The sequence below is a fragment of the Phytohabitans maris genome (genome assembly GCF_031085175.1).
In the GTDB taxonomy this organism is placed as follows: domain Bacteria; phylum Actinomycetota; class Actinomycetes; order Mycobacteriales; family Micromonosporaceae; genus Phytohabitans; species Phytohabitans maris.
On record NZ_JAVHUY010000088.1, the window covers coordinates 1 to 8,743 of the forward strand.

Below are 8,743 nucleotides of genomic sequence, written 5' to 3' on the forward strand. Positions count from 1 at the left end.
GGCCACCAACGACAACCCCACCAACGAGCGGACCGGCCCATCGGCGCACAGCACCGCGTCACACAACTCGAACAACGCATCCGCACGCCGCGACATACAGCCCAGCAACTCCTGCCGAAACCACGACAGGTCCCCGACCGCGTCACCCGGACGTCGATCATGCACACTGACCACAGACAGCCCTTGGATGTTGACGTTCTTCCCTCGACAAGAAGAATGATCAACCAAGGGCTGTCCACATGATCGACCGGGGTCCACACCCGACCGTCAAGGTTAAAGATCAAGCTAGGCGAGCCCGGGCGGCAGGAGGAGCCGAGGACCGGCGCCTTCGGCGGCGAGCTCGTCGTCCGGGTTGTAGAGGCGGCACCGGCGCAGCGACAGGCAGCCGCAGCCGATGCAGCCGCTCAGGTCGTCGCGGAGGCGTTCCAGGAAGGCGATCCGCTCGTCCAGGCGGCCGCGCCACCGCGCGGACAGTGCCGCCCAGTCGGCCTTGGTGGGTGTGCGCGACTCGGGGAGGGAGGCCAGCGCCGTGCGGATCTCCTCCAGCGACACGCCGACCTGCTGCGAGATCCGGATGAAGGCGACCCGGCGCAGCTCGGCGCGGTCGTACCGGCGCTGGTTGCCACCCGTGCGGGCGGCGCGGATCAGGCCGAGCCGCTCGTAGTACCGCAGGGCCGAGGGTGCGACGCCGGAGCGGCTCGAGAGTTCGCCGATGGTCAATGAGGTCTCGGTCATACGTCCCTTGAGTTGAAGTCCACTTCAACTTGCACCCTAACCAAATGACCGCACCGACAACCACGAGCGCCAGTCTCGGTGAGCTGCTGACCCGGCTCACCGGCGACGAGAAACACGCACCCAGCGCCTACTCGACCCTCGACGTGCTCTGGGTGCTCTACGACCGGGTGCTGCGCGCCTCCCCCGACCGCGTCGACGACCCGGGCCGCGACCGCTTCCTGCTCTCCAAGGGGCACGGGCCGGCCGCCTACTACGCCGTTCTCGCGGCCAAGGGCTTCATCCCGCAGGAGTGGCTGGACGACCTCGCCGGGCCGGACAGCCGGCTCGGCCACCACCCGGACCGCCTGCTGGTACCCGGCGTCGAGATCGGCTCCGGCTCGCTGGGCCACGGCCTCGGGCTGGGCGTGGGCACCGCGCTCGGGCTGCGGGCCCAGGGTTTCACCGACGCCCGCGTGTACGCGCTGGTCGGCGACGCCGAGCTCGACGAGGGGTCCAACCACGAGGCGATCGCGTACGCGGGCGCGACCGGCCTCGCCAGCCTCACCGCGATCGTCGTCGACAACCAGTCGTCCACGCACGGCTGGCCGGGTGGGATCGCCGGGCGGTTCCACGGCTGGACGGCGTCCACTGTCGACGGTCGGGACCACGCCGCCATCGAAGCGGGGCTGCGGGCACACAACGGTGCCGCGCCGCACGTGGTCGTCGCGGTCGTGGAGAAGAAGGGTTGAGGACGATGCGACAGACCTTTGTGGACACCGCCACCGCGCTGCTGGACAGCGATCCGCGTACCGCCGTCGTGCTCGCCGACATCTCCGGCGACGCCTTCGCGCCGGCCGCCCACGAGCACCCCGACCGGGTGGTCAACGTGGGAATCCGCGAGCAGCTCATGCTCGGTGTCGCCGGCGGGCTGGCGCTGACCGGGCTGCGGCCGATCGTGCACTCGTACGCGCCGTTTCTGGTGGACCGGGCGTACGAGCAGGTCAAGCTGGACCTCGACCACCAGGGCGTGGGCGCGGTGCTGGTGAGCGTCGGCGCCTCCTACGACGCCTCGTCCGAGGGGCGCACCCACCAGTCCCCGGGCGACGTGGCCCTCTTTGACACGCTGGGCGGTTGGACGGTACACGTACCCGGTCATGCTGGTGAGGTCGGACCGCTGCTGACCGCGGCGGCCGGCCACGACGAGCCGGTCTACATCCGGCTCTCGACGCAGCGCAACGCGCAGGCGCGGCCGGGGACCGGCCTGCAGGCGGTCCGGCGGGGTGGGCGCGCGGCGGTGGTGGCGGTCGGGCCGATGCTCGACACCGTGCTGGCGGCTGTGGAAGGTCTGGATGTGACGGTGGCGTACACGAACACGCCGCGCCCGTTCGACGTCAAGGGGCTGCGCGCGCTGGGCCACAGCGACGTGGTGCTGGTCGAGCCCTACCTGGCCGGCACGTCGAGCGCGGTGGTGTCGGACGCGCTCCGCGACCTGCCGCACCGCCTGCTGAGCCTGGGCGTGCGCCGCACGGACCTGCACCGGTACGGCAGCCCGAAGGACCACGCCCGGTGGCAAGGGCTGGATCCGGCCGGGGTGCGGGAGTCGATCAGCGCCTTTGTGGGTGCGGACGCCGGGCCCGCTCGCGGCCGAGGATGAACAGCGCTTCCACGCCGTCCCGCCAGGTGATCTTCTTGCCTTCCTCACGGCCGCGGGCGGTGTAGCTGATCGGCACCTCGAACGGCCGGATGCGGCGACGCAGCAGCTTGCCGGTCACCTCGGCCTCCATCCCGAAGCCGCGGGAATGGATGTCGAGTGACCGGTACAGCGCGACCGGCATCAGCTTGAAGCAGGTCTCCAGGTCGCCGATGTACGAGTTGAACAGCACGTTGGCCGCGGTGGTGACCGCCTTGTTGCCCACCACGTACCAGAAGCTGAAGGCGCTGTGGCTGCCGAACGTCCGGTTGCCGTAGACCACCTTCGCCCGGCCGTCGAGCACCGGGGCGAGGAGCTTGGGGATGTCCTGCGGGTCGTACTCGAGGTCGGCGTCGAGGATCACCATGTACTCACCCTCGGCGTTGCGCACCGCGGTCTTGATCGCGGCGCCCTTGCCGGCGTTTCGCTGGTGGGTGATCACCCGCAGCCGGGCGTCGTCGGCCCGGGCGAGCACCTCGGCCGTGCCGTCGCGGCTGCCGTCATCGACCACCACGAGCTCGATCTCGCACGGGTAGTCGACCGCGAGCGCCTGCTTGAGGGCGTCCGCGACACGTTCTTCCTCGTTGTAGACCGGCATCAGGATGGACAGCTTCACGGAGGTCTCCACGGGCTGCTGGCGATATCTCGACCAGCCTAGCCGCATCGGATCGAGCACATGCCGATGGGTACGAAACGGACTCCCCGGTCCCGACCGCCGGGGAGCCCGTACCCGGTCAGGACCTCGGCACCACGATGAGCCGGGCGACGAAGCCGTCACCGTCCTTGGCACCCGCGACGCCGACCTTGGTACCCGCCTCGATCTCCTCGGGCTGGACGGTCGTGGAGTGCCGGACCACGTGCAGGTCGCTGGCGAAGGTCCAGGTCGCCGTGTACCCGTCGGTCGACTTCACGGTGATCGAATCGTCATCGATCTGGGTCACCTCGCCGCGCTGCACCGCGACCGTCTTCGTGCCGTCCTTGGTCTGCACGACCGCCTCGCCGTGCAGGACGTTCTTGCGGAGCAGGACGCGCGCCTTGCGCCGTTCCCGTCGGTCTTTGCGGTCCGGCGCCGCCGACGGCGAGTCCGAGGGCGACGCGGCCGGCGACGGGTCCATTCCCATGGCCGCCAGCGCCTGCCCCTCCGCGCCCATGGCCGCCGCGACCTCGACCGCGGTCTCGCCGGCCTCTTGCACCGCCGCCCCACCGCACCCCACAAGCCCGAATGCCAGCACTCCGCTGGCCAAAACCAGTCCGAGACGTTTCATGTGAAACAGCGTCCGCCGCGCCGGCGAGGGGAGCGTCAAGCCTGTGTACGGGGTTCGTAAGGCGGCAGCATCACGGTGAAGCGGGCGCCGCCCTCGGGCGCGTGCCCAGCGTGGATCGTCCCGCCCAGCCGCCGTACGAGGCCGGCGGCGAGCGCCAGTCCGAGGCCGCTGCCCACCTTGCGTACTCCCTCGTAGCGCTGCCGCAGCGCGCCCCGTTCGAAGGCCACGGCGAGGTCGTCGTCGGTGAGCCCGGGGCCGCCGTCGCGGACTTCGAGCACGGCACCGGCCGGCGCCGGCCCGGCGGCGAGCACGACCGGCGCGCCGGCCGGGAGGATGCGCAGCGCGTTTTCCAGCAGGCCGTCGACCACCTGCCGGATCCGTCCCGGGTCGGTGAACACGGGCACCTCCCCCGCCGGAAGCTCCACCCGCAGCACCACGCCGGCCGCGGCGCACCGGCCACCCCAGGCCTCGGCGGCGTCCCGGACCAGCGCGGCCAGGTCGATCCGGACCGGCGCCAGCGGGAAGTCGGCCGCCTCCAGCCGAGCCAGCGCGAGCAGGTCGCTGACCAGCCGGTCGAGGTGCTCGGCCTCGGCGAGCATGGTCTGGCCGGCCCGCTGGGCCCCCTCGGCCGCGACGACGCCGTCGGCGAGCGCCTCGGCGTACCCCCGGATCGCGGTCAGCGGGGTGCGTAGCTCGTGCGAGACCGAGAGCAGGAACTCGCGCTGCCGTCCCTCGCTCGTCGCCAGGGCGGCGGCCAGGTCGTTGAGGGCGTACGCCAGGTCGGCGGTCTCCTGCGGCGGCTCGACCGGCACCCGTACCCGCCGGTCGCCGGCGCGCAGGCGGGCGGCGGCGGTGGCCGCGTTGCGGATCGGGCGGACCATGCGGCGGGCGATCAGCACGCCGGCGCCGACGCCGGCCGCGAGCCCCGCCAGCAGCGGCAGCCAGATGATCCCCAGGACCTCGCGCCACAGCCCGGTCGCCCGGGGCGAGACGAGCACGACACCGTTGCCGCCGGGCAGCGCACGGCCGACCACTATCGACGGACGGCCGCCGACCGGGCGGCGCATGCTCACGTCGTGCCCGGCGGCGATCCGCGCCACGACCTGCGACGGCAGGCCAGGCCGATCGGGCTGGCCGGCCCGGATCAGGTACGCGTCGATCTCCTCGGTGCGCAACTGCCCGATCAGCCGCTCCTCGTCGCCGGTGCGGCCGCTGCTGAGACGGGGGCGCAGCAGCTTGGCCGCGACCTGCGCCTGCTGGTCGAGCGAGTCGAGGGCCTGCCGCTCCGCGCCGCGCACCGCGATGGGTATCGCGATCAGGGCGGTCACCAGCACCGACACGACGGCCACGGCGCAGGCCGCAAGCACCGCGCGGGCGGTGATGGTGCGCCCGAGAGGGCGGCGGCGTACGACCGGCAGCAGCTGGGTCAGCTCGGGTCGGTCAGGCATCGACCGCGTACCCGACGCCGCGGTGGGTGCGCAGGACGGCCGCGCCGGCGCCGAGCTTGGCCCGTACCTGGGCCACGTGCACGTCGACCGTGCGGGTGCCGGTGTGCGCCGCGTACCCCCAGACGCTGGCCAGCAGCTCCTCCCGGGTGAAAACCCGGCCGGGGCGGCCCATCAGGCGGGCCAGCAGGTCGAACTCGGTGGAGGTCAGCTGCACGGGCGTGCCATCGACGGTGACCGAACGGCGGCCCGGGTCGAGCGTGACCGGTCCGACGGTGTGCGGCCGCTCCTCCGGCGCCCCCGCCGTACGGCGCAGCACCGCACGTACCCGGGCGACCAGCTCGCGCGGGCTGAACGGCTTGGTCACGTAGTCGTCGGCGCCGAGCTCCAGCCCCACGATCCGGTCGACCTCGTCGTCGCGGGCGGTGAGGAAGATGACCGGCGTCCAGTCGCCGCCCTCGCGCATCTGCCGGCACACCTCGGTGCCGGAGAGGCCCGGCAGCGCGATGTCGAGCACGCAGGCGACCGGCCGCAGCCGCCGAGCCGCCGCGAGCCCGGCCGTACCCTCGTGCTCCACGTGCACGCCGAAGCCGTCCCGGGCCAGGTACATCCGGACCAGGTCGGCGATGGCCCGCTCGTCTTCCACGACGAGCACCAGGCCCTTGGGCTCCACGGCAACCATCATGTCGGACGGGCGGTCGCCCGAGCAGCACCGCAATGTTCGAGGAACGTACGGGCGGGGGCGCCCCGCACGGGGAGTTCGGGGCGCCCCGGCCCTAGCGAACCTTTCGACCTGCCCGGCGCGGTCCGTACGACCGCGGGGTCCGGGTCGAAGAGGTTCGTCAGGCGGCAGCCGGCACGCGCAGCGCTTCCGGCGCTGGTACGCGAGATGCCTGCTGGGCGCGCTCGGCCACCAGTCGGGGACGGAAGGCGTGGCTGAGTAGCGCGTCCAGGTGCCAGACCTGCTTCGGATGAACAGCCTTGATCCAGAACCGTTCGCGGATGCCGTCGACGGCGGTCGCGGCAAGCTCGACCGCGGCGGCGCGGGGGTCCGGGTTCCAGGTGACGTTGCTGAGGTGCCGGAGTTCGGTGTTGAGGTGCAGGCGGAGGCGGTGCAGCACCCTGGTTTCCTGGGTCACCACGAGGCGGCGGTACGTCAGGAGCAGCAGAAACTCGCCCTGCAGCGGCCGATCCGGGCGGAGGCAGCGGGTGACCAGGACCGTCGCGTCCTCGGCCTCCACGCACCGCCGGAAGACGGGCATGTGGCGGCTCACGGTGGAGATGGCCACACCGGCTTCGGCGGCGGCGGGCAAGAACGTTCGGGAGAAGACGTCCATGCCGCGTTTAACGAGATGCGAACGGAATATGTCGCGGCCTGCAAGCTATAGAAGTTCCAGGATAGTGGCGTTGGCCATGCCGCCGCCCTCGCACATCGTCTGCAGCCCGTACCGGATCCCGTTGTCGCGCATGTGCCCCAGCATCGTGGTCATGATGCGGGCGCCGGAGCCGCCGAGCGGGTGGCCCAGGGCGATCGCGCCGCCGCGTGGGTTGAGCCGCTCGGGATCCGCCTCGGTCTCCGCGAGCCAGGCCAGCGGCACCGGAGCGAACGCCTCGTTCACCTCGTACACGCCGATCTCCTCGATGCCCAGCCCCGCGCGGCGCAGCGCCTTCGCGGTGGCCGGGATGGGCGCGGTGAGCATGATGACCGGGTCGTCGGCGGCTACCACGGCGGTGTGGATGCGGGCGAGCGGCCGCAGGCCGTGCTCGCGCGCCCAGTCGCTGGTGGTGACCGCGAGCGCTGCGGCGCCGTCGGAGATCTGCGACGCGGACCCGGCGGTGACCACGCCTTCCGACTTGAACGGGGTGGCCAGCTCGGCCAGCTTCGCCAGGGAGGTGTCGCGGCGGATGCCCTCGTCCGCGTCGATCGGCCCGACCGGCGCGATCTCCTGCTTGAACCCGCCGGCGTCCTGCGCGGCGGCCGCCTTCTGGTGGCTGGCCAGCGAGTACTCGTCGAGCCGGGCCCGGGAGAAGCCCCACCGCGCGGCGATCATCTCGGCGCCGACGCCCTGGCTGAAGCCGCCGTCACCGTAGCGCTCGCGCACGCCCTCGCCGAACGCCCACTGCCCGGCGGCGCTGGAGCCCATCGGCACCCGGGTCATCGACTCGACGCCGCCGGCCACGACGAGGTCGGCCTGGCCGGACAGGACCACCGCGGCGGCGAAGTGCACGGCCTGCTGGCTGGAGCCGCACTGGCGGTCGAGCGTGGTGCCGGGCACCGACTCCGGCCAGCCGGCGCTGAGGACGGCGTTGCGGCCGATGTTCCACGACTGCTCGCCGACCTGCGAGACGCAACCCCAGACCACGTCGTCGACGTGGGCCGGGTCGATGCCGGTCCGCTCGGCGAGAGCGCGCAGCACGTGCGCCGACAGGTCGACCGGATGGATGCCCGAAAGGCCGCCCTTGCGCCGCCCGACCGGAGTGCGAACCGCGCCGACGATGACCGCGTCCCTCATACTCATCGACATTACTCCCCAGTAGCGCCCGGTCCCGGCCGGCACGGCGCCCACCCGCCCCCGCGCGGGCGGCGCCCGGGCCCAGCCCCGCGCGGCGCCCGACCCTTCCCGGCGCGGCCCCTTCCCGCCCGCGCGGCGCAAGGCCCTTCGCTGTGTGCGGTGCGCGCGGCGCCCGACCCGTCTCGCCCGCGCGGCGCGGCGCAAGGCCCTTTGCGGTGCGCGGCGCGGCGCCCGACCCGTCTCGCCCGCGCGGCGCGGCGCAAGGCCCTGAGCACGGTGCGGCGCGCCCGGGCCGCGCGGCTGATCCGGTGCGGGCCAGAATTGGCGCATGGACGCCCTTAGCTGGCGGGTGCCGCGAAAGGTGCCGGCCGTCAAGCTGGCCGCGGCCGCCGCGCTCTTCGCCGTCGGGCTTCTCTTCGCCGACGGCGACGCGGTCCGCCTCGTGCTCGCCGCCGCCGTGGCCGCCGCGCTCGCCCTGTGGGCGGCCCGCGACCTGCTCGCGCCGGTGCGGCTCGCCGCCGACCCGACGGGGGTCACCCTGGTCGCGGGCTTCGCCGGCCGTCGCCACCTGGCCTGGTCGCAGATCGAGCGGGTACGGGTGGAGACCCGGCCGAGGCTCGGCATCCGCACCGAGACGCTGGAGATCGACGCGGGCGACTCGCTGCACCTCTTCAGCGAGTACGACCTGGGCGCGCCACCGGCCGAGGTCGCCGCCGCACTCAAGCCCCTGGAGAACCGGTGATCGTGGTATTTCAGTGCCCCTCTGGGGGCACCTCGATACCACGATCTGATTCCGCGACCCGACGTCGAACCCCCGATGCCGCATCGGCCTCGGCGGATCGGGGCGGGGGTGCCGACCGCGGACGGTGAGGCCGCGGGAATGCACCCCAAGAAAACGCTCCGCTGCGCTCCACGTTTCCCCGGGGGCCCCGCGCAACGGTCCGGACCACCGCGGACATCGCGGTAGCCCACCCTTTGGCATGGATCGTCTAGACGAGTAGTTCCGATGTCGGGGGTCGATGCGAGGGCATGAGGGAGGGTGTCGATGATCATGTTGTGACGCAAGACCTCGACACCCTCTTGACCGCACTTTACGTGAAGATCGATGACACGATC

At 72.7% G+C, this 8,743-nt stretch carries 10 protein-coding genes and 1 pseudogene; 3 read left to right on the forward strand and 8 right to left on the reverse strand.

Translation table 11 applies throughout. From position 1 onward, the window contains the following. Together RB614_RS43925 and soxR are read right to left on the reverse strand one after the other, a co-directional pair. Positions 1–174, reverse strand: a pseudogene (locus tag RB614_RS43925) (NF041680 family putative transposase); the annotation flags it as partial. 111 nt (positions 175–285) lie between these two features. Further along, complete coding sequence (gene soxR / locus RB614_RS43930) at positions 286–735, reverse strand: redox-sensitive transcriptional activator SoxR (protein WP_308718652.1); 450 nt, start codon at positions 733–735, stop codon at positions 286–288. A gap of 44 nt (positions 736–779) precedes the next feature. On the opposite strand from soxR, the gene RB614_RS43935 reads away from it, so the two are divergent. Both RB614_RS43935 and RB614_RS43940 read left to right on the forward strand, forming a co-directional pair. Then, positions 780–1,463: a transketolase gene (locus RB614_RS43935; protein ID WP_308718653.1), complete on the forward strand. Its 684-nt coding sequence runs from the start codon at positions 780–782 to the stop codon at positions 1,461–1,463. 5 nt (positions 1,464–1,468) lie between these two features. Continuing rightward, positions 1,469–2,368 carry a transketolase family protein gene (locus RB614_RS43940; protein WP_308718654.1) on the forward strand — a complete coding sequence of 300 codons (900 nt, stop codon included), beginning with the start codon at positions 1,469–1,471 and terminating at the stop codon, positions 2,366–2,368. On the opposite strand, the gene RB614_RS43945 is transcribed toward RB614_RS43940, so the two are convergent. The 6 genes from RB614_RS43945 to RB614_RS43970 all read right to left on the reverse strand — a co-directional run bounded on the left by RB614_RS43945 (position 2,319) and on the right by RB614_RS43970 (position 7,627). Beyond that, complete coding sequence (locus RB614_RS43945; protein ID WP_308718655.1) at positions 2,319–3,020, reverse strand: glycosyltransferase family 2 protein; 702 nt, start codon at positions 3,018–3,020, stop codon at positions 2,319–2,321. The two genes, RB614_RS43940 and RB614_RS43945, sit on opposite strands and share 50 nt — an antisense overlap. A gap of 118 nt (positions 3,021–3,138) precedes the next feature. After that, positions 3,139–3,669, reverse strand: a complete 531-nt coding sequence (locus RB614_RS43950) for a hypothetical protein (RefSeq protein WP_308718656.1) — start codon at positions 3,667–3,669, stop codon at positions 3,139–3,141. A 35-nt stretch (positions 3,670–3,704) separates the two neighbouring features. Then, positions 3,705–5,117 (reverse strand): sensor histidine kinase, encoded by a 1,413-nt coding sequence (locus tag RB614_RS43955; RefSeq protein WP_308718657.1) that lies wholly within the window; start codon positions 5,115–5,117, stop codon positions 3,705–3,707. Next, positions 5,110–5,796, reverse strand: a complete 687-nt coding sequence (locus tag RB614_RS43960) for a response regulator transcription factor (protein ID WP_308718660.1) — start codon at positions 5,794–5,796, stop codon at positions 5,110–5,112. The genes RB614_RS43955 and RB614_RS43960 overlap by 8 nt, the downstream gene beginning before the upstream one ends. 160 nt (positions 5,797–5,956) lie before the next feature. Then, positions 5,957–6,451 (reverse strand): hypothetical protein, encoded by a 495-nt coding sequence (locus RB614_RS43965; protein ID WP_308718658.1) that lies wholly within the window; start codon positions 6,449–6,451, stop codon positions 5,957–5,959. A gap of 45 nt (positions 6,452–6,496) precedes the next feature. After that, positions 6,497–7,627 (reverse strand): thiolase family protein, encoded by a 1,131-nt coding sequence (locus RB614_RS43970; protein ID WP_308718661.1) that lies wholly within the window; start codon positions 7,625–7,627, stop codon positions 6,497–6,499. A gap of 328 nt (positions 7,628–7,955) precedes the next feature. On the opposite strand from RB614_RS43970, the gene RB614_RS43975 reads away from it, so the two are divergent. Then, positions 7,956–8,369, forward strand: a complete 414-nt coding sequence (locus RB614_RS43975) for a PH domain-containing protein (protein WP_308718659.1) — start codon at positions 7,956–7,958, stop codon at positions 8,367–8,369. The last annotated feature ends 374 nt before the right edge of the window (positions 8,370–8,743 follow it).